Origin of the sequence: Xanthomonas codiaei (assembly GCF_002939785.1) — a bacterium.
Taxonomy (GTDB): domain Bacteria; phylum Pseudomonadota; class Gammaproteobacteria; order Xanthomonadales; family Xanthomonadaceae; genus Xanthomonas; species Xanthomonas codiaei.
This window is the reverse complement of record NZ_MDEC01000033.1, coordinates 1-24092: the sequence shown is the minus strand read 5'-3', so window position 1 is coordinate 24092 and position 24092 is coordinate 1. Positions and strand designations below refer to the sequence as shown.

General features: G+C 65.9%; 22 protein-coding genes, 1 other RNA gene and 3 pseudogenes. 13 read left to right on the top strand and 13 right to left on the bottom strand.

Going from position 1 to position 24092, the window contains the following annotated elements; all coding sequences use genetic code 11:
- Positions 1 to 69: 69 nt before the first annotated feature.
- The 9 genes from XcodCFBP4690_RS18780 to XcodCFBP4690_RS18740 form a co-directional block, all read right to left on the bottom strand.
- Complete coding sequence (locus tag XcodCFBP4690_RS18780; RefSeq protein WP_104543359.1) at positions 70 to 786, bottom strand: DUF4386 domain-containing protein; 717 nt, start codon at positions 784 to 786, stop codon at positions 70 to 72.
- A gap of 44 nt (positions 787 to 830) precedes the next feature.
- Complete coding sequence (locus XcodCFBP4690_RS18775) at positions 831 to 1289, bottom strand: hypothetical protein (RefSeq protein WP_208622768.1); 459 nt, start codon at positions 1287 to 1289, stop codon at positions 831 to 833.
- Positions 1289 to 1504, bottom strand: coding sequence for a hypothetical protein (locus tag XcodCFBP4690_RS18770; RefSeq protein ID WP_146091967.1), 216 nt, complete (start codon positions 1502 to 1504; stop codon positions 1289 to 1291). Before XcodCFBP4690_RS18770 ends, XcodCFBP4690_RS18775 begins: the two co-directional genes overlap by 1 nt.
- A 9-nt stretch (positions 1505 to 1513) precedes the next feature.
- Positions 1514 to 1873, bottom strand: a complete 360-nt coding sequence (locus tag XcodCFBP4690_RS18765; RefSeq protein WP_244183716.1) for an ArsR/SmtB family transcription factor — start codon at positions 1871 to 1873, stop codon at positions 1514 to 1516.
- A 117-nt stretch (positions 1874 to 1990) separates the two neighbouring features.
- Positions 1991 to 2066: non-coding RNA, sX9 sRNA (locus XcodCFBP4690_RS18760), on the bottom strand.
- A 479-nt stretch (positions 2067 to 2545) separates the two neighbouring features.
- Positions 2546 to 3376, bottom strand: coding sequence for an S-formylglutathione hydrolase (gene fghA / locus XcodCFBP4690_RS18755; RefSeq protein WP_104543353.1), 831 nt, complete (start codon positions 3374 to 3376; stop codon positions 2546 to 2548).
- Between the two features lie 59 nt (positions 3377 to 3435).
- Complete coding sequence (gene gfa, locus XcodCFBP4690_RS18750) at positions 3436 to 4011, bottom strand: S-(hydroxymethyl)glutathione synthase (protein ID WP_104543351.1); 576 nt, start codon at positions 4009 to 4011, stop codon at positions 3436 to 3438.
- A gap of 68 nt (positions 4012 to 4079) precedes the next feature.
- Positions 4080 to 5189 carry an S-(hydroxymethyl)glutathione dehydrogenase/class III alcohol dehydrogenase gene (locus XcodCFBP4690_RS18745; RefSeq protein WP_104543349.1) on the bottom strand — a complete coding sequence of 370 codons (1110 nt, stop codon included), beginning with the start codon at positions 5187 to 5189 and terminating at the stop codon, positions 4080 to 4082.
- Between the two features lie 61 nt (positions 5190 to 5250).
- The gene (locus XcodCFBP4690_RS18740; RefSeq protein ID WP_046963271.1) at positions 5251 to 5526 is read right to left on the bottom strand and encodes a metal/formaldehyde-sensitive transcriptional repressor; all 276 of its coding nucleotides are present in this window, start codon (positions 5524 to 5526) and stop codon (positions 5251 to 5253) included.
- A gap of 341 nt (positions 5527 to 5867) precedes the next feature.
- On the opposite strand from XcodCFBP4690_RS18740, the gene XcodCFBP4690_RS18735 reads away from it, so the two are divergent.
- Positions 5868 to 6173: an SLAC1 family transporter gene (locus tag XcodCFBP4690_RS18735; RefSeq protein WP_324250789.1), complete on the top strand. Its 306-nt coding sequence runs from the start codon at positions 5868 to 5870 to the stop codon at positions 6171 to 6173.
- 271 nt (positions 6174 to 6444) lie between these two features.
- Here XcodCFBP4690_RS18735 and XcodCFBP4690_RS18730 read toward each other — a convergent pair whose 3' ends face one another.
- On the bottom strand, positions 6445 to 7545 hold the full coding sequence (locus tag XcodCFBP4690_RS18730) for a glycosyltransferase (protein ID WP_104543345.1): 1101 nt from the start codon (positions 7543 to 7545) through the stop codon (positions 6445 to 6447).
- Positions 7546 to 7688: 143 nt separating this feature from the next.
- Here XcodCFBP4690_RS18730 and XcodCFBP4690_RS18725 point away from each other — a divergent pair, with 143 nt between their 5' ends.
- The 3 genes and pseudogenes from XcodCFBP4690_RS18725 to XcodCFBP4690_RS18720 all read left to right on the top strand — a co-directional run.
- Positions 7689 to 8408 (top strand): response regulator, encoded by a 720-nt coding sequence (locus XcodCFBP4690_RS18725; RefSeq protein ID WP_104543343.1) that lies wholly within the window; start codon positions 7689 to 7691, stop codon positions 8406 to 8408.
- Positions 8405 to 8743: pseudogene (locus XcodCFBP4690_RS23470) on the top strand (two-component sensor histidine kinase); the annotation flags it as partial. The gene XcodCFBP4690_RS18725 and the pseudogene XcodCFBP4690_RS23470, both read left to right, overlap by 4 nt.
- A gap of 144 nt (positions 8744 to 8887) precedes the next feature.
- Positions 8888 to 9889: pseudogene (locus XcodCFBP4690_RS18720) on the top strand (ATP-binding protein); the annotation flags it as partial.
- 364 nt (positions 9890 to 10253) lie between these two features.
- Here the strand turns inward: XcodCFBP4690_RS18720 and XcodCFBP4690_RS18715 are convergent.
- Both XcodCFBP4690_RS18715 and yihA read right to left on the bottom strand, forming a co-directional pair.
- The gene (locus XcodCFBP4690_RS18715; RefSeq protein WP_104543339.1) at positions 10254 to 11618 is read right to left on the bottom strand and encodes a glutamate--cysteine ligase; all 1365 of its coding nucleotides are present in this window, start codon (positions 11616 to 11618) and stop codon (positions 10254 to 10256) included.
- Between the two features lie 352 nt (positions 11619 to 11970).
- Entirely contained in the window at positions 11971 to 12594 is a 624-nt protein-coding gene (yihA, locus tag XcodCFBP4690_RS18710) for a ribosome biogenesis GTP-binding protein YihA/YsxC (RefSeq protein WP_104543337.1), read from the bottom strand.
- 144 nt (positions 12595 to 12738) lie between these two features.
- On the opposite strand from yihA, the gene XcodCFBP4690_RS18705 reads away from it, so the two are divergent.
- From XcodCFBP4690_RS18705 to XcodCFBP4690_RS18665, 9 genes are all read left to right on the top strand, one after another.
- On the top strand, positions 12739 to 13536 hold the full coding sequence (locus XcodCFBP4690_RS18705; protein WP_167394702.1) for a c-type cytochrome: 798 nt from the start codon (positions 12739 to 12741) through the stop codon (positions 13534 to 13536).
- A gap of 111 nt (positions 13537 to 13647) precedes the next feature.
- Positions 13648 to 14298 carry a thiol:disulfide interchange protein DsbA/DsbL gene (locus XcodCFBP4690_RS18700; protein ID WP_104543335.1) on the top strand — a complete coding sequence of 217 codons (651 nt, stop codon included), beginning with the start codon at positions 13648 to 13650 and terminating at the stop codon, positions 14296 to 14298.
- A gap of 91 nt (positions 14299 to 14389) precedes the next feature.
- Entirely contained in the window at positions 14390 to 15202 is an 813-nt protein-coding gene (locus XcodCFBP4690_RS18695; RefSeq protein WP_104543333.1) for a thiol:disulfide interchange protein DsbA/DsbL, read from the top strand.
- 49 nt (positions 15203 to 15251) lie between these two features.
- The gene (locus XcodCFBP4690_RS18690; protein WP_104543401.1) at positions 15252 to 15989 is read left to right on the top strand and encodes an endonuclease/exonuclease/phosphatase family protein; all 738 of its coding nucleotides are present in this window, start codon (positions 15252 to 15254) and stop codon (positions 15987 to 15989) included.
- A gap of 133 nt (positions 15990 to 16122) precedes the next feature.
- Positions 16123 to 18102, top strand: a complete 1980-nt coding sequence (betT, locus tag XcodCFBP4690_RS18685) for a choline BCCT transporter BetT (protein WP_104543331.1) — start codon at positions 16123 to 16125, stop codon at positions 18100 to 18102.
- Positions 18103 to 18140: 38 nt separating this feature from the next.
- Positions 18141 to 19613, top strand: coding sequence for a betaine-aldehyde dehydrogenase (betB, locus tag XcodCFBP4690_RS18680; RefSeq protein WP_104543329.1), 1473 nt, complete (start codon positions 18141 to 18143; stop codon positions 19611 to 19613).
- A 157-nt stretch (positions 19614 to 19770) separates the two neighbouring features.
- Positions 19771 to 21441, top strand: a complete 1671-nt coding sequence (gene betA, locus XcodCFBP4690_RS18675; protein WP_104543399.1) for a choline dehydrogenase — start codon at positions 19771 to 19773, stop codon at positions 21439 to 21441.
- Between the two features lie 181 nt (positions 21442 to 21622).
- Positions 21623 to 22075, top strand: a complete 453-nt coding sequence (locus XcodCFBP4690_RS18670) for a MarR family winged helix-turn-helix transcriptional regulator (RefSeq protein ID WP_104543327.1) — start codon at positions 21623 to 21625, stop codon at positions 22073 to 22075.
- 57 nt (positions 22076 to 22132) lie between these two features.
- On the top strand, positions 22133 to 23335 hold the full coding sequence (locus XcodCFBP4690_RS18665; protein ID WP_104543325.1) for an FAD-dependent monooxygenase: 1203 nt from the start codon (positions 22133 to 22135) through the stop codon (positions 23333 to 23335).
- A 204-nt stretch (positions 23336 to 23539) separates the two neighbouring features.
- Here the strand turns inward: XcodCFBP4690_RS18665 and XcodCFBP4690_RS18660 are convergent.
- Positions 23540 to 24019 (bottom strand): annotated as a pseudogene (locus XcodCFBP4690_RS18660) (TonB-dependent receptor domain-containing protein); the annotation flags it as partial.
- Positions 24020 to 24092: the final 73 nt, after the last annotated feature.

Here is a 24092-nt window from a genome sequence, read left to right as displayed (position 1 = left end):
CTGGCGGCCGCGCAGTAGTTTTGCTAGCTGCTCTAAAATTGGCAATGACGTCATCACTGGTCGATACCTCTACATCGCGGCGGCCCTGACGTCCCACTGCTGCCGATCGACACCGCGAATCAACAGCCACAGGCAAAACGTCGTCTCGCCCACCAGCACCGGCAACAAGATGCCGGGATTGATCAGCTTGGCGAAGGCAGGCGCCAGCAGCTCGCTGAACGAGGCCACCAGATAGCTGAGTCCAGCCAACAGCATCAATCCGCCGACGAACCTGGGCAAATAGCGCGATCGCCAGATCAGCGTGCCGCTGACCAAGCAGGCAGCGCCGAAGAAGAGCAGCGCGATATTGAAGCCGATGTCATGGCCGAGCAACGCCAGTGCAGCGAGCGAAGAAGCATGCTTCGCTTCGGCCGCAGACACGCCGCCGGAAGCCAGTGGCAGCACCATCAGCTGGAACACCTTGCTCACGGCTTCCACCGCAAGCGATGCGAGATTCAAAAGGACAAACAGCAGCGCCAAGCCTTTTCCCGCAGGCCGCAGCAGCATGTATTCGATCCATAATTGCACCAGCGCGATCAGCGGCACCAGCAGATTTGCAGCCAGCCCCAACGTCCACAACTGCGCATGCTGGACGATGGCGTGGATCGTGGCGTGAGCATCGCCGGGCACAATCAAGGCGTTCGCCACATAGCCCTCTGCCAGACCGCCCAGAACGATGACGGCCAGATACAGCGCGCCAGCGAGGCGCGCATAGAACTGCGGGCGAGCTTGAATGTCGTACGCCATGGAGTGATCCGTCTTTCCAAGTTGTGAGCCAGGCCAGCGCGCAGTCACCGCCAGCGGTCGCCGGGCACGCGGATGAACATCGAAACGACGTAGCGCCATGGAATGACGATCGGAAACACCACGACCAGCAGGCAGGCGGACAGCGTGGACCAGGTGCCGGCGTCCATCCGGTCGTGCAGTAGCCGAGGTGCGGCGACCATCCCGAGCCAGATCAGCTTCCATGCAATCTCGAACAGCAGCAACGGCAGCATTTTCAACGGATGGGCAAGCCCGAGCAGGGCCAGCACGCCCATCGCTCCCAGCATGCACTGCACCACGCCCTCCATCAGTTCCCAGCTGTCGTGCCGCAGCACGATGCCCGGCCAGACCTGCACACCCAGGCCGACCGCAAGCAGCAGATAGCCGGCGCGCAGGCCATAGAGCCGCCAGAGCGGCACCTCGCCTGCAGTGCTCCCCAGTGCGCTGGACTCTGCAGCGCCGCTGGCAGCGATCTCCGGCGCCATCATTCGACATCCTTGAGTATTTTCTCGATGCCGTCGAGGCGAATACGCATGTCGTTCAATGCGGTCTGCGTTTTTTCGGCCAGTTCGCGGTAGGCCTGGTCGTGATCGAGCTGCGCCTTGGCCTGGCGGATCACCGCAAGATAACGCATGCCGAAGATCAACAAGACCGTGCCCAGTGGCAGGCAGATCGTCAAAAGATACAAGTGCTCCGACAAGGCCGTCTCCTATTTTTCCGTCTTGTCGGTCAGCGAGATCGCTGCGTCCGCAATGACCGAAGGTGAAAGTTCCAATCGGAAAGCGCTGACCTCGAAGTAGTTGAGCGCCTTCCCGTCGTGCGATACCTCGAGTTGGCTGGTCACCAGACCTGCGGCCTCGAGCTTGTTCAGATGCAGATGCAATAGCGGACGGCTGATCCCCACTACGCGCGCCAGGCTGCTGATGTAGTTACGCCCACCGGTTTCCAGCGCCGCGATGATCCTCAGCCGATGCGGATTATCGAGCGCCGAAAGAATCTCCAGCAGTCGATCTCCTGCTGTTGCCTCCCCACTTTTCATGCGTAAGAAATATCTGACAGGTGCAGCCATGTCAAGCATTGCAGACGACTTTTTGCAGGATCGCGCTGCTTCAGCGACGGAGCCTGGCTGGCGGTATCAGACAGGCGGCCGGCATCGTCTGGACGCGATAGTTGCTCGACCAACTGTGGCTGACAACACGTTGCGAGCGGTCGTCAGGTGGGTGCGGGCGGCGCGGAGGAACCGCAGTGTAGGTGTGGTACATGCCGCACCGAGCACCGGCCGCGCCCGCCTGGCGGTGGGAGCAGTCGTTTTGTTAGCTGCTCCAGGACACGCGCGCAAGGCGCTGCATCACGTTGCCGTAGCTGCGAGTCAGGTAGTGGCATGGACACGCAGCATGCGTGCGGTACACGCACGCTGCAATGCAGGCCAGTGCCATCGCGCATGACGGCGTTCAATGCGAACGCTCGAGCGCAAGAATGCTGCCCCTCTTCCGCTGAGAGAGGGGCTTGGGTGAGGATACGAGGCGAAACCATCGTCACTTTCAGACTGCACGAGGCTCCGCCAGCAGCTCGCCCGCCCCTGTCGGGCACCTTCCCCAGAGGGAAGAAGAAAAACCAGGTCGCCGCTTTATTCGTGGCAGCAGACCACACCACGCAGCAACGCCACACACACTATCGTGCGCCGCTCCATCGCACATGCTCACCACTCACTCAACCAGCAGCTAGGCACGCAACGGAACAATCAACCACGCAACACCGCAGCATGATGCGCAATATGCTCGCCGATAAAGCTTGAGATGAAGTAATAGCTGTGGTCGTAACCAGGCTGTAGCCGTACTGTCACCGGATAACCCGCAGCCCTGGCCGCTTCTTCAAATAGCGCGGTTTTCAGCTGAGTCTCAAGAAACTCATCTGCGTCACCCTGATCGATCAACAGCGGCAAGCGCTCCTGCGCCTGTGCGATCAATGCGGTGGCGTCATACGCCTTCCAGCTGTCGCGATCCTCGCCCAGATACTGCGCAAACGCTTTTTCGCCCCAGGGCACCTGGCTCGGCGCCACGATCGGCGAAAACGCCGACACGCTGCGATAGCGCCCAGGGTTCTTCAATGCGATGGTCAAGGCGCCATGTCCGCCCATCGAATGACCGCTGATGGCGCGCGCACCGGTGGTGGCGAAATGGGCCTCGATCAGCGCCGGCAATTCATTCACCACGTAGTCGTACATGCGGTAGTGCGCCGCCCACGGCTGCTGCGTGGCATCGACGTAGAAGCCGGCGCCCTTGCCGATGTCGTAGCCTTCCGCATCGGCCACATCGTCGCCGCGCGGGCTGGTATCCGGCGCCACCAGGATCACGCCGTGCTCGGCGGCATAGCGCTGCGCGCCCGCCTTGCTGATGAAATTCTGTTCGGTGCAGGTCAAACCGCTGAGCCAGTACAGCACCGACAATGGGCCATCGGCCGCCTGCGGCGGCAGGTAGACGCCAACCTGCATGCTGCACCCCAGGCTCTGCGACTGATGCCGATATACATCCTGCCAGCCGCCGGAACAGGCGCGATGTTCGATACGTTCCATGAAGATTCCTTACGAAGAGAAGACCCTGCAGCCGGATCGCCGGCCGCAGGGTTGGACCATCAATGCAGCAAACCCTTCCTGCGTGCCACGTGGGCCGACAAGGCATCCATCAACGCCGGCGACAGGCAGTCGTAGGGCGGCAAGCCCAACTCGGTCAAACGTGCGCGCACCCCATCCATCTGCTCCGGCGGCGTGCCGGTTTCGATGATGGACGAGACGAAGGCCGCAAAGCCCGGCGCCGACCACCCCTGCTGCCTGGACAACTCGGTGTGCACGAAATCCAGCCCGTAGAACGCATGCTCCTTGTTCTCGATGCGGCCAAACAGGTGCACACCGCAACCGGTGCAGGCATGGCGCTGGATCGCCGCGCTTTCGTCGACGATCTTCAGCTTTTCTTCGTGCGCGGTCACCTTGACCTTGTCCCGCGGCGCCACCGCGATCACCGAAAAGGTCGCGCCCTCGGGTTTCCAGCATTTACTGCAACCGCATGCATGGTTGTGCGCAGTCTGCGCACCCACTTCCACCGTCACCTTGTCCGTGGCGCAGTGGCACTCCAGGGTTCCCCCCTGAAAGTTCTCTGCACCGCCTTGCGCAACACCACCATCTACCGAAGGATGAATCGACACAGTCGTCATTACGCCCCTCCCGGAGTCTCGGGTACCACGTGCGCGGAAGCGGCCGCGCGCCGCTCCTGGCCATTCGGTCAGAAATGAATCACGGTGCGGATCGACTTGCCTTCATGCATCAGGTCGAAGGCGTGGTTGATCTCGTCCAGCGGCAGGGTGTGGGTGATGAACGGATCCAGGTCGATCTCGCCCTTCATCGACTGCTCCACCATGCCCGGCAATTGCGTGCGGCCCTTGACCCCACCGAATGCGGAGCCGCGCCACACGCGCCCGGTCACCAGCTGGAACGGACGGGTGCTGATTTCCTGGCCGGCACCGGCCACGCCGATGATCACGCTCTCGCCCCACCCCTTGTGGCAGCACTCCAGCGCCGAACGCATCACGTTGACGTTGCCGATGCACTCGAAGCTGAAATCCACCCCGCCATCGGTCAGCTCGACGATCACCTCCTGGATCGGCTTGTCGTAATCCTTCGGGTTGATGCAGTCGGTGGCGCCCATGCTGCGCGCCAGCTCGAACTTGCCCGGGTTGGTGTCGATGGCCAGGATGCGCCCGGCCTTGGCCTGCACCGCGCCCTGGATCACCGCCAGCCCGATACCGCCCAGACCGAATACCGCCACGCTTTCGCCCGGCTTGACCTTGGCGGTGTTGTGCACCGCACCGATGCCGGTGGTAACGCCGCAACCGAGCAGGCACACCTTTTCCAGCGGCGCGTCCGGGTTGACCACCGCCAGCGAGATCTCCGGCACCACGGTGTATTCGCTGAAGGTGCTGCAGCCCATGTAGTGGTAGATCGGCTCGCCGTTATAGGAGAAGCGGGTGGTGCCGTCCGGCATCAGGCCCTTGCCCTGGGTGGCGCGCACCGCCTGGCACAGGTTGGTCTTGCCGGACAGGCAGAACTTGCACTTGCGGCATTCGGCCGTGTACAGCGGAATGACGTGGTCGCCGACCTTGACGCTGGTGACGCCTTCGCCCACCTGCTCGACGATGCCACCGCCTTCGTGGCCGAGCACCGACGGGAAGATGCCTTCCGGGTCGTCACCGGACAGGGTGAAGGCATCGGTGTGGCACACGCCGGTATGGGTGATGCGGACCAGCACTTCGCCGGCCTGCGGCGGTGCGACGTCGATCTCGACGATTTCCAGCGGCTTGCCGGGCCCGAATGCGACTGCTGCACGGGATTTCATGGATTAACGCTCCTGACAGGGATGTTCGGGACGGGCGCGGCGATGCCGGCCCGATGGGAGTTCATTTGAGGTAGGACCGGACCAGACCGAGCAGGTCCTGCACCCGCTCGGCACGTTGCGCATCGGACGCGGCGGCATGGCCGAAGTCTTCACGGATATGCGCTTCGAGTACCTGCGACATCAGCCCATTGACGGCCCCCCGGATCGCGGCGATCTGCTGTAGCACCGGAGCGCAGTCTGCGCCCGACTGCAGCGCGCGCTCAAGCGCGTCGCACTGTCCACGCAAGCGCCGTACCCGCGCCAGTGCGCGTTTCTTTTCCAGCGGCGAATGCGGCATGCCGGCCCTCGATCCAGGATACTGGGGGGCAGTATAGAGAAATCCGGAGAAAAAGCGATGTCGGTGCGTGCAATGTTTCCGTCTGCAGAGATCGAGCGATGAACGGCGATGGCGTTCCCTGCAGCGCCACCTTGCATTGACCCTCCCTGTCGAGGCGCTCCGCTGCTGCATTGCCGCACGCGCCTGCGCAGCGCGTCATGCAGCGAACTCTAGCCATTGAGGAACACCTCGCGCCCCGCTTGAACGGCCTGCAGACATCGCGCAAGCGCTGCAGGTAAGGCAAACAAGTTGGCGCGCTACCACATCGGGAGCAAACGCCGGTCCAGCCGCGGCAGCCCGCACTGCAGGGGCGTCCTCCGGCCAACATTGAGGCTTCGATCTGGCTGTCGCCCTGGACGCTGGGCACTGCTGCCTTGGGCATGCCGTCGATCGGCCGGCATGCCCCCGCCATCTTCGCTGCGCAGGGCCAGGCCGACATCGGAGCCACCGCCGGTGGTCTCGGCGGGATCGGCGCGCTGCCGTTCTGGGGCGCGAGCGCGTGGTGGTGGTGGCTGGCGGTAGTGATCACGACCCGTTGTTTCCGCGCCGAGGTGCCGTTCAATCTCGGCTGGTCGGGCTTTCGGGCGTGCACGCGGCAGCCGGCCTGATACCCGGCACCGCCCGCTAGCTGGCGTTCCCCGACTCCCTCGGCACGGTGCTGGCCGTGGCGATGGCGGCGCTATGGGCGGTTGCGGCGAACAGGACAGCGCCGGGCGCGTCTCGCGGCGACCGGTTCACCTCGCCTTGTCGGGTCGATGCGCAGCGAGATACCGCTGCGCCGTGCGCCATGTCGTTGCCAGTGGCAGGCGATTCGTCGACCCCTGCCCGACGCGTGCAACTGCGATGGCAGACGCTCACCCAGCCGGCTGCCGCGGTCCATCAACGTTCGACGACCACCGGTGCCGCACCGGCCGCCCCCTCGGCGGCGTGCTCGGGTAGCGAGGCCAGAACCGCAGCGCGGAATCGCGCCGGAAAGGCGCCGTCATTGGCCTGGTAGAACGCGCGGGCATTGGCCGACAGCTGATCGAGCGCTGCCTGGGACAGGGCCAGCGCAGCTTCCACGGCGTGCGCAATGCCGGCCCCATCGACGTAGTAATACGACGCCAGACGCCGCTGGCGCACCTCGGCGACCGGGATCAGCACGCCATGCCCGGGGCTGACCAGCTCGTTCATCGGCTCGCCATCGGTGGCCAGGGTGACTGCTCCCACGCTCAAGGCTTCCATCAGGTAATGCCCAAAGCCTTCCGCTTCCGAGGGGCAGATATGGAACAGATGGGCGTTCTGCAACCGGCGCAGTTCGGCGTCGTCCAGGTAACGGACCCGGTGATCGATATTGGGCGCGACCATCGGTTTGCCGGCGGTGCGCGGGTTCTGCACCACGGTCAGCAACGGCCACTCCGGATGCTGCTTCCAGGTCTCCAGCAATACCCGGGTGCCCTTGGCGGTACTGCGCCCGGCCAGATGGAAAAACGCGCGCTGGCGCGGCACTTGCGCATCGAAGCGGTCCGGGCTGGTGAAGCCGATGTAGCGCGTGGCGCAGCCCAGGGTCTGGAAGATCCGCTCGGCGTGGTGGGTCTTGCACAGCACCGCATCGAACTTCGGCAACAACGGCAACCACTTGGGCAGCAGCCATTCCGGGTTGGGCACCAGCAGGTTGCGCTGCCCCAACGGCAGGCAGCGCGCATAGACGCGCTCGGAAAAGATCTGCAGCGGCACCCGACCGAACAGGGCGCGGCTGGCCCACAGCCGCGCCTCGCGTCCGGTGTCCTGCAGCCGCTGGCTGGTGAACCCGACCTCCTGCACCGGCACGCCGCCGGCGCGCAGGGTCTGCGCCATCAGCACCATGTCGCGGGTCAGGCCCACGCCATTGTCGCGGCTGATCACCCGCATCATCGGAAATGCCTTGTCATGCGCACGCTCATCACCGGGATGGCACAGTGCCGAAGCGATGATGTCCTGCGTGATGTCTCGTCCCGTCATGTCGCTTTGCACATGTGCCAATGGTTGACAAATTCGATCATTATGATGGCTGTTCCAGCCATGCCCCTGCGAGCATCATGTATCCGGCAGCCTCAGCCTCCACCCTGCGCGGGCCAGCGTCCGTGCCACCGACGACGACTTCCATGGACCCGCAACAACCCCGTGTTCTCGTGGTCGACGACGACCCCGACCTACGCAAGCTGATCGGCGAGTTTCTGAGCGCCCATGGCTACCAGGTGGACGTGGCCGAGAACGTGGCGGACATGCGCACCAGCATGGCACGGCAGCGCCCGGATCTCATCGTACTCGACGTGATGATGCCTGGAGAAGATGGGCTGAGCGCGGCCCGCGCCCTGGCCAGCGAGCGCGGTTCACCGGCGGTCATCATGCTCAGCGCGCTGGGCAACGACACCGACCGCATCATCGGCCTGGAAGTGGGCGCCGACGACTACCTCGCCAAACCCTGCAATCCGCGCGAATTGCTGGCCCGCGTGCGTGCGCTGCTGCGCCGCAGCCAGGCCAGCAGCGAACAGTCCGATCAATGCGGCAACGTCTACGAATTCGCCGGCTGGCGGCTGGACGTGGTGCGGCGCGACCTGCGCGACCCCACCGGCATCTTCATCAATCTGTCCGACGGCGAATTCGCCCTGCTGCGCACCTTCGTCGAGCACCCGCAGCGGGTACTCAGCCGCGACCAGCTGCTGGACTATGCCCGTGGCCGCGACACCGACGTCTACGACCGCGCCATCGACAGCCAGATCAGCCGTCTGCGCCGCAAGATCAATGAGCGCGTCCATACCGAGTTGATCCGCACCGTACGTAACGAGGGCTATATGCTGCTGCCGAGCGTCTCGCGCCTGTGAGCAAGCCGGCACGGCGCGGGCTGTCGATCTTTGCCCGTACCTTCGTGCTGCTGGCGGTGGCCCTGCTTACCGCCCAGGTCATCGGTATCGCCCTGCTGGTGATGCGGACCCCGGTGTACGAGCCTCCGGTGCATCCGCCGGAGGTGGTGGCGCTGCTGTCCACGCGCATGCCGGCCGGCACCCAGACCCTGAAGGTCCGCGATGGCGCGCAGGCGCCGACACCGCCTGCGGATCAGGTCCGCGACCCGTTCGCGGAAATGCTGCTTGCCCATTGGCTGGATGTCGACAAACGCCACGTGCGGTTCTACCGCAGCGCAGAGGATCGCGACAGCCCGTTCGCCGACGGTGGCCAGCTTCCGCGTATGCCGGCGCCGCACCGCGGCACCGAGGCCGAAAGCCGCGAGAGCGCGCCGTCGATGGCGCCCCGATGGCCCCCCAACCGCGCGGCCGACGCAGCCCCTGTCGGCAACGCGCCGCACCCGGACCAGGCGCCCGAGGACTGGGAAAGCGAACGACTGACCCCCGGCGTACCGCTGCTCGATGGCTTCACCGCCGCCCTGCAGCAGCCCGATGGCCGCTGGCGCACGGTGGAATCGCCGCGCCGGCAGCTGTCGGCCGAGTTCAAGACCCATATCGTGCTGCTGTTCCTTGCCGGCCTGCTCGTCAATGTGCCGCTGGCCTGGTGGTTCTCGCGCGCGTTGTCGGCGCCGATCAAGCGCTTTGCCGAAGCCGCCGACCGGCTGGGCCGCAATCCCCACGCCGCCGCCCTGCAGCGCAGCGGTCCGCCGGAGATCGTGCGTGCGGCCGATTCGTTCAACGCGATGCAGGGCCGCCTGAATCGCCTGATCAACGAGCGCACCCACATGGTCGCGGCGATCGCGCACGACCTGCGCACGCCGCTGGCACGGTTGTCGTTTCGCCTGGACGACCTGCAACCGCCGCTGCGCGACAAGGCGCTGGCCGATATCGACGAGATGAAGGCAATGATTTCCGCGGCGCTGGACTTCATCCAGAACGATCGCCATCGCGGCGAACGCGCACCGCTGGATCTGCGCCTGCTGGTGGAAAGCGTGGTCGACAACGCCGCCGATATCGGCGCCGACGCCGCACTGCTGCCCGGCCCGGCGATCACCCTGGAAGGCGATCCGCTGGCGTTGCGTCGGGCGGTGATGAATCTGCTCGAAAACGCCTTGAAATACGGCAGGAGCGCACGCCTGCAGTTGCAGCGCGACGGCGAGGATGGGGTGCTCTGGATCGACGATGACGGCCCTGGCATCGATCCCACCCAGCGCGAACAACTGCTGCTGCCGTTCGTGCGCGGGGAATCCTCGCGCAACCGCGGCACCGGCGGCATTGGCCTGGGACTGTCGGTGGCGCACAGCATCGTGCTGGCCCATGGCGGCGACCTGCGCCTGGACAATCGCGCCCACGGCGGCCTGCGCGTGACCGTGCGCCTGCCGTGCATGCCGGAGCGGCGCTAACCTCGCCAAGGCCGGTCGCTCACAGGGGCTCAGACCGATCACCTGGGGTGGGCCGTGAGGATCAGCACCCGGCTTCAGCCCTGCCCGCGAGTCGGCAGCCCTTGCGATGACGACTCAGACAGCTGACACACGTGGCGAGCAATCGTCAGATGCGGGGGACGGCGCGCTCGAAACCGGGGCTGACGAAGAGCCCATGCCGATTCCGGACAACGCCCGCGCCCGCCTGGCGGCTGTGCAGCCGCTCTGTTCGCTGTCTTCAGTGGAAACAGTCGCAAGCGCGCTGCGCCGCCCCCGGCGTGTTCCACGTCAAGACCCGGCCAGAGGCGCGGCAATGCCAGCGCGTCCGGCACTGCTGTCTCGATGCTCAGTACGCGAACTCGCGGAACACGCGATCGATATCGCCCTTCCACGCGCCGTGATACAGCGCCAGCTTGCGCTCGGCGGCAGTGACGCCGCTCTCGGCGATCTCGGCGATCACATCCAGAAAGCCGGTCTCGTCCTGGCCATCGCGGTTCAGGCGCGCGCGCCGGCGCAGCCCCTCGCGGGCGATGTTGACCGCCTCCACCGCCAGGTCGCGCACGGTGCCATTACGGAACGGCAGCCCCAGGGCATGCCTGGGCACGCCGTCGCGCAGCGCGTGGCGTTCGGCGGTGCTGAACTCCTTGACCAGGTCCCAGGCCGCATCCAGCGCGGTGTCGTCATACAGCAGGCCCACCCAGAACGCCGACAGCGCGCACAGGCGATTCCATGGGCCAGCGTCTGCGCCGCGCATTTCCAGATATTTCTTCAGGCGAACTTCCGGGAAGGCGGTGGTCATATGGTCGGACCAGTCGCGCAGCGTCGGCAACGCGCCCGGCAGGGCCGGCAGCTTGCCTTGCATGAAGTCGCGGAAGCTCTGCCCGCTGGCATCGTGATAGACGCCATTGCGGTACGAAAAATACATCGGCACATCGAGCAGATAGTCGACGTAACGCTCGTAGCCGAAGCCGTCTTCGAACACGAAATCCAGCATGCCGGTGCGGTCGGCGTCGGTGTCGGTCCAGATATGCGAGCGGTAGCTCAGGTAACCGTTGGGCTTGCCCTCGGTGAACGGCGAATCGGCGAACAGCGCGGTGGCGATCGGCTGCAACGCCAGCGAGACGCGGAACTTCTTGGCCATGTCCGCTTCGGTGGCATAGTCCAGGTTGACCTGCACCGTGCAGGTACGCGTCATCATGTCCAGGCCGAGCGAGCCGACCTTGGGCATGTAGTTCTTCATGATCTGGTAGCGGCCCTTGGGCATCCACGGCATCTGGTCGCGGCGCCATTTCGGCTGGAAGCCCATGCCCAGGAAGCCGAGCTGCAACTCGCCGGCCACTTGCGCCACTTCGTCCAGATGGGTGCCGGTTTCCACGCAGGTGTGGTGCAGCGTTTCCACCGCCGCGCCGGAGAGTTCCAGCTGGCCGGCCGGCTCCAGGGTCACCGAGGCCCCGTCGCGCAGCAATGCGATGGTGCGGCCGTTTTCCTGCACCGGCTCCCAGCCGAAGCGGGTCAGCCCGGTCAGCAAGGCCTCGATGCCACGCGGGCCATCGAACGCTGGCGCACGCAGGTCGTCCAGCTGGAAGCCGAACTTTTCGTGCTCGGTACCGATGCGCCAGTCGGTGCGGGGCTTCTCGCCGGAGGCCAGCACCTGGACCAGTTCCGCGCGTTCGGTGATCGGCGTTTCGGCAACGTGGCTGGGACTCGACAAGGGCAGGCTCGCAAACGAAAGGGGTGGGACGATGTGGGGGTACTCCCCAGCCACCGCAAGGCCCGCACTATACCTGCAGGGCCTGGAACAATTGCCGCTACCGGCCGGGTCTGAGATTTCCATCCATGCGCATGGCGCGCTCCGGCCATGGCCCGCGCGGACCCATCGCAACGGCCGCAGTGGGAACGCGCCACCGACCGCACCGGCGCACAGCGGTCACCGCCAGCAAACGGGGCTCAGGCCATGCGCCCATGCCCGGATGAGGTGGATACAAACGGTGAGAACAACCGGCGAACACCCGCTCGCCGTCGTGCATTGCACCAAAGCGCCGCGGCCAGGACCGCCGCCAGCATCATTCGGTGGCGGGCGCTTCCACGTCCAGGCCCAGCCAGCCGCCGACGATGCCGCGCAGTTCGTCCACGCCCTGGCGCGATTCGCCCGAATAGGTCTGCACGGTCACGCTGTCGCCAAAGCGCGAGGCCACCTCCTTCTTGACCTTCTGCAGGGTCTGCATCTGCTGGCCACGGCCGAGCTTGTCGGCCTTGGTCAGCAGGCCGTGCGCAGGCAGGCCGCGTTCGGCGGCGTAACCGAGCATCTGCAGGTCGTAGTCCTTGAGCGGGTGGCGGATGTCCATCACAACCACCAGCCCCCGCAGCGCCTCGCGGGTGCGGAAATAGCGGTCGATGAAGGCCTGCCAGTGCGCCTGCAGGTCCTGCGGCACCTTGGCATAGCCGTAACCGGGCAGATCCACCAGATAGCGCTCGGGCTGGATCTGGAAGAACACCAGCTGCTGGGTGCGGCCGGGGGTCTTGGACACGCGCGCCAGCGAGTTCTGGCGGGTCAGCGCATTGAGCGCGCTGGATTTTCCGGCATTGGAGCGGCCGGCGAAGGCCACCTCGTGGCCGCCATCGTCGGGCAGTTGCCGGGCGTTGTGGGCGGACAGGTGGTAGCGGGCTTGTTCGATAAGGAGCGACATCCCCCTAGGATCGCACGTTCGGCGTCCGCCGGTTTTGCTGCACTGTTCGTTGACCCTGGCGCAAAGGCGTGTCGATAATCCGGGCACGCCTGCCACTGCCAGTACCCAATGCGCGCGGGCCGGGTCCATACGGAGCTTTAGCTGATGCGCCATGCTCGTGTGCTAGTCCTCGCCGCCCTCGCCGTGCCGGTCATCGCGGCCGTGGCGTTCGCGCAGTCGGCGGTCACGCCGATCCCCGATCCGCCACCCGTGCGCGTTGCGCCGCTGGAGGTGGACCTGGCCAAGACCACCTGGGGCGACGCCAAGGCCGGCCAGACCAAGGCCGCCGCGTGTGCGGCCTGCCATGGGCCGGACGGCAATCCGGCGGTGGCCATGTATCCGCGCATCGCCGGGCAGACCGAGCGCTACGTGGCGCATCAGGTGGCGCTGATCGCCAGCGGCGAGCGCAATACCGGGATGTCGGCGGTGATGGTGCCCTTCGTCAAGGACCTTACCGCGCAGGACATGCGCGACCTGGGCGCCTACTTCGCCACCCAGAAGTCCGCCGCCGGCGTGGCCGACGACGCGATGATCGCCGAGGGCCCGTACCAGGGCATGAAGTTCTACGAGGTCGGCGAAAAGCTCTACCGGAGCGGCGACATTGCGCGTGGCGTGCCGGCCTGCATGGCCTGCCATGGTCCGTCCGGCGGCGGCAATCCGGGCCCGGCCTACCCGCGCCTGGGCGGCCAGCATGCCGACTACGTGGCGCGGCGCCTGAAGGAATACCAGGCCGGCACCACCCAGCAGCGCGATCCGGCGCTGTTCAATATCATGGCGCAGGTGGCGCGCCCGCTCACCGAGCAGGAGATCCAGGCGCTGTCCAGCTACCTGCAAGGCCTGCACGACCGCGCCGACGATGCGGCGGCCGCACAGCTGCCTGCCGCGGCGCCGGCGCGCTCATGAGGCCGGCATGCTCGTGAGCTAGGCTGCGCCACTGCCTTACCGTGTCACGACGCCGGTCCCGCGACCGGCGTCGTCGTTTCCCGCCTTCCCTCGCATCCCCACGGAGCCTGCATGAACCTGTTTTCCCGTTTGTCCCTGCTGTTGTTGATCCTGGCGCCGCTGGCGGCCTGTGCCGCCGACAAGAAGGCGGCGCCGGTCGAAGGCGAGGACTACACCCTGATCGACGGCGGCCAGCCGTATGCGCCACTGGCCGGCAAGGTCGAAGTGGTGGAAGTCTTCGGCTACACCTGCCCGCACTGCGCGCATTTCGAACCGGTGCTGGAAGCCTGGGCGGCCAGGCAGCCGTCCTACGTGCGCTTCACTCCGGTGCCGGCGGCGTTCGGCGGCTTCTGGGATGCGTTCGCGCGCGCCTACTTCACCGCCGACATCCTGGGCGTGGCCAAGCGCAGCCATCGCGCCATGTTCGACGCCATCCACGAAAAACAGAGCGTGCCGACCCAGAACGTCTCCCCGGACGAACTGGCGGTGTTCTATGCCGACTACGGCGTGCCGCAGCAGCGCTTCGTGGACACCTTCAAGAGCGAGGCGGTGGATGCCAGGCTCAAGGCCGCGCGCGAGTTCGCGCTGCGCAGCAAGCTGTCCGGCACCCCGGCGCTCATCGTCAACGGCCGCTACCTGATCGGCGCGCGCAATTACCCGGACATGCTGAAGATTGCCGACTATCTGATCGCCCGCGAGCACGCCGCGCCGGCCAAGCGCTGAACCACGTAACCGTCACCGACGGCCGCCCGTGGCATCATGCGCCCCGCGGCCGCCCGGCCCTTTCCTCGCCCCACGCTGGAGATTCCATCCGATGAAGACCCGCTTCGCCCTGACGCTGATGGCGCTGCTCCCGATCCTGGTCGCCTGCAAGGCCCAGGACGGCTCGTCCGACACCGCACCTGCCGCCACCACGCCTGCGGCCGAGCCGGCCCCCGCTTCAGCCGCTGCGACGCCGGCGGCCGAGCCGGCGGCCACGCCCGCGGCTGGCGACAGCGCCGCCGCCACCCCGGCCGCGCCCGCTGCCGCCCCGCGCGCACCCAATGGCCCGGAGCCGGTCGCCGGCACCGACTACGTGGATATCGAAAATGGCCAGCCTTACCAGCAGGCCGCCGGCAAGATCGAAGTGGCCGAAGTGTTCGGCTATGTCTGCCCTGCCTGCAATGCGTTCCAGCCGCTGATCGGGCCGTGGAAGGCCGGCCTGCCGTCGGACGTGCATTTCGTCTACGTGCCGGCCATGTTCGGCGGCCCGTGGGATGACTACGGCCGCGCCTTCTATGCCGCCGAAACCCTGGGCGTGCAGGAAAAGACCCACGAAGCGCTGTACAAGGCCATCCACGTCGAACAGACCCTCAAGGGCGAGCGCGGCAAGGATTCGGTGCAGGACATCGCCGCGTTCTACGCCAAGTACGGCGTGGACTCCAAGACATTCATCGACACCATGGCCAGCTTCGGTGTGTCGGCCAAGACCAATCGCGCCAAGCAGTTCGCCACCCGCAGCAAGATCACCGGCACGCCGTCGCTGATCGTCAACGGCAAGTACCTGGTCAAGGGCCAGAGCTTCCCGGACATGCTGCGCATCGCCGATCACCTGATCGCGCGCGAACGCGCCACGCTGGCCAAGTGAGCCGGGCGTTCGCCATCCCGTGAACGCACCGGATTCGCGCACCCTGCGGGTGCTGACCGCCAATATCCAGGCCGGCTCCAGCACCCGCCGTTATAGCGATTACGTGACCCGCAGCTGGTCGCATGCCCTGCCGCTGGGCCGCAAGCGCAGCAGCCTGGACAGCATCGCCAAGCTGGCCGGCGACCGCGACATCGTCGGCCTGCAGGAGGCCGACCCGGGAAGCCTGCGCTCGGGCTTCACCAACCAGACTCACTATCTGGCCGAGCGCGCCGGCTTCCATTACTGGAGCCACCAGCCCAACCGCCGCATGGGCGGGGTGGCCTCCAGCGCAAACGGCTTGCTCAGCAAGCTGGAACCGCTGGAAGTGCAGGACCATGCCCTGCCCGGCCGCATCGGCGGGCGCGGCATCCTGCTGGCCAAGTTCGGGCAGGGCCGCGACGGGCTGGCGGTAGCGGTGGCGCATCTGTCGCTCGGCGCCAACTCGCGCATGGCGCAGCTGGCCTTCATCGCCGAACTGTTGTCCGAGCATCCCAACGTGATGTTGATGGGCGACTTCAACTGCGTAGCCGACCGTCCGGAAATGCAGGCACTGTATCGCCACACCCGATTGCAGCCTCCCGGCTGCGTGGTGCACACCTTTCCCAGCTGGCGACCGGATCGCGCCATCGACCACATCCTGGTCAGCGACAGTCTGGTGATCGAACATACCGAGGCCATTCCGGCCGCCTTTTCCGACCACCTGGCGGTCGGCATGGATGTGCGCGTTCCACTGCAGTTGCTGCGCTGACGCACGCAAACTGCCGACCGGGTCGCACCGGCGAACTCGACCGATGACACCCCCTCGACACCGCCCATGCGATAACGCAGGCGGTTTTTGGTGGGAGCACAGCACGTGACACGCAGCGTATGAGTGCGTCGGCATGAGTGCGGTCGAACCGACGTCGTCGCCGGTACGCACGCTGCGGCCGGTGTTCTTGCTGGCGGCAGCCGTCGTCTGCACGTTCGCGTTGCTGGTGTCGCTGTTCCCGCTGCAGGCAGGCAGCGTGCTGCTGGATGCGCAGACCTGGGCCTCGCGCAACGTGGGCTGGTACTACCTGCTGGCGATGACGCTGTATCTGCTGTTCGTACTGGGCACCGCGCTGTCCAGCTACGGCAACATCAAGCTCGGCGCCGACCACGACGAGCCGGAATTCAGCTACCTCTCCTGGGCCGGCATGCTGTTCGCCGCCGGCATCAGCATCACGCTGTTCTTCTTCTGCGTCTCCGAACCGCTGACCCATTATCTGCAGCTGCCGCAGGGCGGCACCGGCAACGGCGAGGCGTCCGCACGCCAGGCGATGCAGCTGCTGTTCCTGCATTGGGGCCTGCATGGCTGGGGCGTGTTCGCGCTGGCGGCGATGGCGCTGGCGTACTTCGCGTTCCGGCACAACCTGCCGCTGGCCCTGCGCTCGGCGCTGTACCCGCTGATCGGCAAGCGCATCAACGGGCCGATCGGTTACACCGTAGACGCGCTGGGCATCGTGGCGACCGTGTTCGGCATCGGTGCGGACATGGGCTTTGGCGTGCTGCATCTCAACGCCGGGCTGAGCACCTTGTTCGAAGTGCCGCATACGCACTGGGTGCAGGTCGCACTGATCGTGGCGATGATGGGCGCGGCGATCGTGGTGGCGGTGTCCGGCGTGGAAAAAGGCGTGCGCTGGATGTCGGACATCAACATGCTGCTGGCGATCGCGCTGCTGTTATTCATGCTGTTCGCCGGCCCCACCCAGTACCTGCTCAACGCCTTGATGCAGAACCTGGGCGACTACCTGGGCAGCGTGGTCGGCAAGAGCTTCGATGTCTATGCCTATGGCGGACGCGCCGACTGGCTGGGCAACTGGACCGTGTTCTATTGGGCGTGGTGGATCGGCTGGGCTCCGTTCGTGGGCCTGTTCATCGCGCGCATCTCGCGCGGGCGCACCATCCGCGAATTCGTGCTGGGCGTGTTGCTGATCCCGCTGGGATTCACCCTGGCCTGGCTGTCGATCTTCGGCAACAGCGCGCTGGACCAGATGCTGCACTACGGCCACGGAGCCTGGGCGCAACAGGCCATCGATGCGCCACAAACCGTGTTGTATTCGCTATTGCAGAGCTACCCGTGGAGCCGCACGGTGATCACCGTGACAGTGGCGATCAGCTTCGTGTTCTTCGTGACCTCGGCCGACTCCGGTACCGTCGTGCTGTCCACGCTGTCCTCGCATGGCGGCGAACCGCACGACGACGGCCCGCGCTGGCTGCGCGTGTTCTGGGGCGTGCTCACCGCCGTGGTTACCGCCGGTCTGCTGCTAGCCGGCAGCATGGACGCATTGAAATCGGCCGTGGTGCTGGCCTCGCTGCCCTTTTCTGCCGTGCTGCTGCTGATGGCCTGGGGTTTGTCGCGTGCGCTCAGCGAGGAATCGCAACGCAAACGCGCGCAGCTGTACAGCCCCAGCCCGTTGATCGGGCAATCGCGTCATCACGGTGGCTGGCGTCAGCGCCTGGGCCAGGCGATGCACTTCCCGGCGCGCGATGAGGTGTATCGCTTCATGCACGACCAGGTGCGCCCGGCCATCGAAGCGGTTGCCGCCCAGCTGCAGGAAGAAGGCTGGAAGGTCAGCAGCCGGATCGACGATGGCGACATGGAGATCAGCGTCGACCACGGCGAGCAGCAAGGCTTCCGTTACCAGGTGGTGATGCGCGGCTATCTCACCCCGTCCTTCGCCGCGCAGCGCTTCCGCAACCAGCGCTACTACCGCGCCGAAGTCTATCTGTACGAAGGCAGCCAGGACTACGACCTGGTCGGCTACAGCCGCGAACAGATCATCAACGACATCATCGATCAATACGAGCGTCACCTGCAGTTCCTGCACCTCACCCGTTGAAGGTGCATCTGCGGCGAGCATTCCACAGGAGGTTTGTCATGCCACGTTTTCCCGACCAGCTGCTGTACATCGGCGGCCGTTACGTTCCCGCCCGCGGCGGCCACACCTTCGAAGTGATCAACCCGGCCACCAGCAAGGTGCTGGCCAATGTGCACAACGCTGGCGCCGACGATCTGGAGGCGGCGGTCGACAGCGCCAAGGCCGGCCAACGGCAATGGGCGGCACTGACCACGGTGGAGCGCTCGCGCATCCTGCTGCGTGCGGTGGCGCTGCTGCGCGAACGCAACGATGCGCTGGCCGAGCTGGAAACGCTCAACACCGGCAAGCCGCTGAGCGAAACCCGCAGCGTGGACGTGGTGACCGGTGCCGACGTGCTGGAGTACTACGCAGGCGTCGCGCAGGCATTGCAGGGCGTGCAGGTCCCGCTGCGCGAAGGCAGCTTCTTCTACACCCGGCACGAGCCGCTGGGGGTGGTGGGCGCGATCGGGGCATGGAACTACCCGATCCAGATCGCATTGTGGAAGGCGGCGCCTGCCTTGGCTGCCGGCAATGCGATGATCTTCAAGCCCAGTGAGGTGACGCCGCTCACCGCGCTCAAACTGGCCGAACTGTTCACCGAAGCCGGCCTGCCCGATGGGGTGTTCAACGTGCTGCCCGGCGACGGCGCCAGCGTGGGCACTGCGCTCACCGAGCACCCGCAGATCGAGAAGATCAGCTTCACCGGCGGCACCGCCACCGGGCGCAAGGTGATGGCCAGCGCATCGAGCTCGTCGCTGAAGGACGTCACCATGGAGCTGGGCGGCAAGTCGCCGTTGATCGTCTGCGCCGATGCGGATCTGGACCTGGCTGCGGACATCGCGATGATGGCCAACTTCTACAGCTCCGGTCAGGTGTGTACCAACGGTACCCGCGTGTTCGTGCCGCGCGCGCTACGTACCGCCTTCGAAGCGCGCCTGCTGGCGCGCGTGCAGCGCATCCATATCGGCGACCCGCTCGATGAACGCACCAGCTTCGGCCCGCTGGTCAGCGCCACGCACATGCAACGCGTGCTGGAGCATATCGAACAGGGCAAGGCCGAGGGCGCGCGCCTGTTGTGTGGCGGGCAGCGGCTGCGCGATGGCGCGCTCGCACAGGGTTATTACGTGGCGCCGACGATCTTCAGCGATTGCACCGATGTCATGACCATCGTGCGCGAAGAAATCTTCGGGCCGGTGCTGAGCCTGCTCACCTACGACGACGAGGACGAGGCGGTGACGCGGGCCAACGCGACCACCTACGGATTGGCCGCCGGCGTGGTCACGCCGGATCTGGCGCGCGCGCACCGGCTGATCCATCGCCTGGAAGCGGGCATCTGCTGGATCAACACCTGGGGCGAATCGCCCGCGCCGATGCCGGTGGGTGGCTACAAGCAATCGGGCGTGGGTCGTGAGAACGGGCTGGCCACCCTGCAGGCCTACACGCGGACCAAATCGATCCAGGTCGAACTGGAACGCTACGCGTCGGTGTTCTGAGCAGCGGCTCGTCGGCGCAGGCAGCCGCCGGATGGACAAACCCGGGCAAGACGACAGCGGCGAGACGATACGCGCCGCCACCTCACCGGGCATCCACTCTTGCACCCCGCCACGCGCCTTGCTGGCCACCGCAACGTCACCGCATCAGGAGAACAGCATGCAACCCGAATACGACTACATCATCATCGGCGCCGGCTCGGCAGGTAACGTGCTGGCCGCGCGCCTGACCGAAGACCCAGGCGTGACCGTGCTCTTGCTGGAAGCGGGCGGGCCGGATTACCGGCTGGATTTCCGCACCCAGATGCCGGCCGCGCTGGCCTACCCGCTGCAGGGGCGCCGCTACAACTGGGCCTACGAAACCGAGCCGGAGCCGTACATGGACAATCGCCGCATGGAATGCGGGCGCGGCAAGGGCCTGGGTGGCTCGTCGCTGATCAATGGCATGTGCTACATCCGCGGGAACGCGCTCGATTTCGACCACTGGGCCAAGCGGCCGGGCCTGGAAGACTGGAGCTACCGCGACGTCCTGCCGTACTTCCGCAAGGCCGAGACGCGCGACATCGGCGCCAACGACTACCACGGCGGCGACGGCCCGGTGAGCGTGGCCACGCCGAAGAACGACAACAACGTGCTGTTCCATGCCATGGTTCAAGCCGGAGTGCAGGCCGGCTACCCGCGCACCGACGATCTCAACGGCTACCAGCAGGAAGGCTTCGGGCCGATGGACCGCACGGTGACGCCGCGCGGGCGCCGCGCCAGCACCGCGCGCGGCTACCTGGACATGGCCAGGCCACGCGATGGCCTGCATATCGTCACCCATGCCACCACCGACCGCATCCTGTTCTCCGGCAAGCGCGCCATTGGCGTGCACTATCTGGTCGGCAACAGTAGCGAAGGCATCGATGCGCATGCACGCCGCGAAGTGCTGGTGTGCGCCGGTGCGATCGCCTCGCCGCAACTGTTGCAACGCTCCGGTGTTGGCGCGCCGGATCTGCTGCGTGCGCTGGATGTGCAACTGGTGCACGACCTGCCCGGCGTTGGCCAGAACCTGCAGGATCATCTCGAGGTCTATATCCAGTACGCCTGCACCAAACCGGTGTCGCTGTATCCGGCCCTGCAGTGGTGGAACCAGCCGGCCATCGGCGCGCAGTGGCTGTTTGCCGGCACCGGCATCGGCGCCAGCAATCAGTTCGAAGCCGGCGGTTTCATCCGCACGCGCGAGGAGTTCGACTGGCCCAACATCCAGTACCACTTCCTGCCGGTGGCGATCAATTACAACGGCAGCAATGCGGTGAAGGAGCATGGCTTTCAGGCGCATGTGGGCTCGATGCGCACGCCCAGCCGCGGCCGCGTGCACGCCAAGTCGCGCGACCCGCGCCAGCATCCGTCGATCCTGTTCAACTACCAGTCCACCGACCAGGACTGGCAGGAATTCCGCGACGCGATCCGCATCACCCGCGAAATCATCGCCCAGCCCGCACTCGACCAATACCGCGGGCGCGAGATCAGCCCCAGCGCCGACTGCAAGACCGACGCCGAGCTGGACGCGTTCGTGCGCTCGCGCGCGGAAACTGCCTACCACCCCTCGTGTTCCTGTGCGATGGGCACCGACGACATGGCGGTGGTGGACGGGCAAGGCCGCGTGCACGGCATGGAAGGCCTGCGTGTCATCGATGCCTCGATCATGCCGCGCATCATCACCGGCAACCTCAATGCCACCACCATCATGATCGCCGAGAAGATCGCCGACCGCATGCGTGGACGCACACCGCTGCCGCGCAGCAGCGCCGATTACTACATCGCCGGCGATGCGCCGGTGCGCCGGTAACGAGGCAGGCCAGCGGATGCGCGACGCACTGACCCGTCGCGCATCCGTCGCAGCCCATCGCAGGGCGCTGCGCCGTATGAGAAAGATGCGCCTTGCCGTTACGCGCCAACCGAACTGTTCCACCGCTCGATAGCCCAGTCGCGCGGCGCCAGCGCCCATACGCGTGGGATATGCTTTGAGCATGAACTCAGACATCCACCCGGAAGCCGCTATCGCGCCCGGTTATCTGGCCAACCATGCCGCGCGCGTCTTCAATCGCAGTGTCGACGCCCGCCTGCGCGAACACGGGCTGACCCTTGCGCTGATTGCGCCGTTGCTGCTGCTGTCGTGGAAAGGCCCGATGCTGCAGCGGGACCTGGTGCGCCACTCCGCAGTGAAACAGCCTGCGATGGCCGCGCTGCTGGACAAGCTCGAAGCGATGGCGCTGATTGCGCGCGAGGCGATGTCCAACGACAAACGCGCCGCCACTGTGCGGCTGACCGACGCTGGCAAGGACGCCGCCGCCGCCGGGCGCAGTGCGCTGCTCCACTTCAATGCAGTCGGCGTCTCGGGATTTTCCAGCGAAGAAGCCAGGCTGCTGACGGTTCTGCTCGGCCGACTGATCGCCAACCTGGAATCCGCCGCAGGCGAATAGCATCACGCGTGATATTTATGTATCATGCGTGATATAAATCGCTAGAGGAGCGGCATCATGTCCCCGCGGATTCTCATCAGTGGCGCAAGCGTTGCCGGGACCACTGCGGCATGGTGGCTCGACGCCTATGGGGTCGACGTCGAGGTCGTCGAACGCGCGCCGGCGTTTCGCGATGGCGGCCAGAACGTCGACGTGCGCGGCAATGCCCGCGAGGTGCTGCGCCGCATGGGATTGGAAGCACGCGCATTCGAACGCAGCACCAGGGAGCTCGGCACCGATTGGGTGGGCGAAGACAATCGCGTCATTGCGCGCTTCAAGGCAGACGACTCCGACACCGACAGTGGGCCCACCGCCGACCTGGAAATCCGTCGCGGCGACCTCGCGCGCATCCTGTACGACGCCACCCGCGAGCGCGTGCCCTATCGCTTCGGCGACAGCATCTGCGAGGTTGCCCAGGATCAGGACTGCGTCGACGTCACCTTTCATAGCGGCCGGTCCGCACGCTACGACGCTGTCGTGATCGCCGAAGGCGTGGGTGCATACACACGTGAGCTGGTGTTCCCCGGCGAGAACGTGCCGTACTGGATGGACATGACCATCGCATACTTCAGCATCCCCCGACTTCCGCACGACAGTGCCTATGCCCGGCAATACAACACGGTGGGTGGGCGTGGCGCGACGTTGAAGCCAGCGCTGGACGGCAAGTTGGGCGCTTATCTGGGCCTGCAGAAGCGGCCCGAGGGCGAGAACGCATGGAGCCTGGAGCGGCAACGGCGCTATATGCAAGCGCAATTTGCCAACGACGGCTGGGAATTTCCACGCATTCTCGAGGCGATGAAGGATGTCGAGGATTTTTACTTCGAGGTGCTGCGGCAGGTGCGCATGCCTCGATGGTCCGCCGGCCGAGTGGTGTTGACCGGCGACGCCGCATGGTGCCCCACATCGCTGTCGGGCATCGGCACGACCCTGGCCATGGTTGGCAGCTACGTACTGGCAGGCGAACTTGCGCAGGCCAGCACATCGACGCAAGCGTTTACGCACTACGAACGGATCATGCGTCCGTTCGTCAAAGAGGGGCAGAACGTGCCCAAGATCGTCCCTCGGCTGCTCTGGCCGCACTCCGCTGTCGGGCTGAGGCTGCTGCGCGGCGCGATGCGCCTGGCAGGTACGCCGCTTTTCCGGCGCGTCATCAACAACGGCTTTGCGCGCGATTCCAACAACATCGCCTTGCCGGACTATCGGCCGGTGGAACCGCGCTGACACCGTCGTTGTCGCCGATCGACGACAACGACTGGACGACAATGCGCCCGCGCTACAGCGCACCAGTGCGATACGCAGGCAACCGGCGGCGGCGCATCCCTTGCCACAGCCATGCCCGATGCGACAACCACACCTGCGCAGCACCGCGGTTACCCAGTCAGCCTGCGTGGTTCTCACTGAAGAACCACGCAGCGTCCGGATGCCCTAGAACTTCAGGTCCGCACGCACATACCAGAAGCGCCCACCGGGAATGTCGTAGGTGGAGGCGTCATAGCCATTGAGCGAGCACGACAGGCAGATCGGCGGGTCCTTGTCGAACACGTTGTTCAACCCCGCGGTGAGCTGCAGGCCTTTGAGCCAATCGAAGCGGTAGCCCACCTGTGCATCGTGGTAGGTGATCGCATCCAGTCGGTTGGTGCCCTCGCTCGGATTGGAGCACACCGCAAACTCCACCGCATCGCCGCACTGCTCGGTGAGCTCGGAGATGTGGCGTGCCGTCCACGATGCGGTCCAGTTGCCCAGCGACCAATCCAGCACCGCATTGCTGGTCCACTCGGGAATGGCACTGTCGACCACTTCGATGCCGGGCCCCTGCGGCTGCCGTTGCCCGGCCGCGCCCAGCGCCTCGTAACGGCCAACGAACGTGTTCTGCCACGACAATTTGAAGCGGCCTAGCTGTGATCTCTCAGTAGGTTGTTCATCCGGGGCCGATCTGGAAGATGGGGGTTACCACACCAACCCAGCCCCCAGGAGCCCC